The following is a 1,431-nucleotide window of genomic DNA, read 5'->3' on the forward strand; positions in this document are numbered from 1 at the left end:
TGAAGTGAACCCCAAAAGTTGGACACTTTATTAACTAGGCAACCTGGGACTGAGTTCTGTACTGAACAGGACTCAGTCCTCTTAGTTTTACCTTAATTCTGTCGTTATTATAATACTGGATATACTGGTGAATTGCTTGAATCAATTCATCAGTATTTTTGTATTGGTCTTCATAACCATAAAACATTTCACGCTTCAGAACACTGAAGAAATTCTCCATCAATCCATTATCTAAGCTATTTCCTTTACGAGACATACTTTGGACGATTCCGCGTTCCTTTAAAAATTGTTGGTATGCCGCATTTTGATATTGCCATCCTTGATCACTGTGTAAAATCATTCCGTTTAGTGATCCATATTGATCAAGCTGATTCAACATCCTAAACGTTTGGTGGAGATTAGGTGAAGTCGAGATATCATAGGCAATAATCTCCCCGTTGAATCCATCTAAAATCGGTGATAAGTATACTTTTTCACCATTATTAAGTCTGAATTCAGTGACGTCAGTATATACTTTCTTTCGTGGCTGATCAGCACTGAAGTGACGATTGACTTCATTTCCTACAATTTTACCAATTGTCCCTCTGTAAGAGCTATAACGATTGCGTTTCCGGATAACCTTGCCAAATAATCCCATAGTTTTCATCAAACGTTTAACTTTTTTGTGATTGGTTGTCATTCCTTCATTGCGTAATACACACGTTATGCGGCGATAACCGTAGTTTCCGTGATGTTGATCAAAGATTTCTTTGATCCGCTTCATGATTTTATGGTTCTGCCGGTCTTTCTTATGAGATCGTTGATAATAGAAGGTTGAACGACTCATCTTAGCGACCTTCAACAGAACTGCCAGTGGGAATTGACAACGAAGTCGTTCAATCACTTTTGCTTTTTTTGATCTTTGATTGTCAATTCCCTTAATGCTTTTAAATAGGCATTTTCAGCTCTTAGATATAGTAATTCTTCCTCAAGTTTCTTGATTTTCTTATCTTCTGGTTTAATTTTCTTTTGATTACGTTTTGTGATTATCTTTTTCCTCGGTCTTCCTATTGGTTTATCAATCACATTATAACCATTTTTTCGATAATCTCGAATCCAATTAAATAACATTCCCGCTGAAGATAATCCTAAATCTAATGCGACGCTTCTTCCGATTTCATGATTAATTAATACTCGATCGATTGCTTCCATTTTTTCTTCTTTTGTCCACTTATGCCTTGGCCTATCTAACCAGGAAACTCCATAACGATTTAATATTTGAATCAAATAGTAAAAATTACTTTCATCAATTGGATAATATTGTCGTACTTTTGAATACGGATATCCTTTTTGATAAAGAAGATAAATATTAATCTTATCTTGTTTTGAAAAACGCATAAAAAGCACCCCAAATCTTGGATTTATTTTGTCCAAGATTTGGGGTGCATATCA

Annotated in this window: 2 protein-coding genes; both read right to left on the bottom strand. The window is 34.9% G+C overall.

Translation table 11 applies throughout. From position 1 onward, the window contains the following. Positions 1-34: 34 nt before the first annotated feature. Positions 35-883: an IS3 family transposase gene (locus tag Q3C15_RS08620; RefSeq protein WP_302704968.1), complete on the bottom strand. Its 849-nt coding sequence runs from the start codon at positions 881-883 to the stop codon at positions 35-37. After that, entirely contained in the window at positions 880-1,377 is a 498-nt protein-coding gene (locus Q3C15_RS08625; RefSeq protein WP_302704969.1) for a transposase, read from the bottom strand. Before Q3C15_RS08625 ends, Q3C15_RS08620 begins: the two co-directional genes overlap by 4 nt. Between the last annotated feature and the right edge of the window lie 54 nt (positions 1,378-1,431).

Origin of the sequence: Ligilactobacillus sp. 110_WCHN (assembly GCF_030518115.1) — a bacterium.
GTDB classification, from domain to species: Bacteria; Bacillota; Bacilli; order Lactobacillales; family Lactobacillaceae; genus Ligilactobacillus; species Ligilactobacillus aviarius_C.

Bases quoted from the DNA above. Each gene is read 5' to 3' on its own strand.
- Q3C15_RS08625 (WP_302704969.1), bottom strand. From the start codon at position 1,377: ATGCGTTTTTCAAAACAAGATAAGATTAATATTTATCTTCTTTATCAA.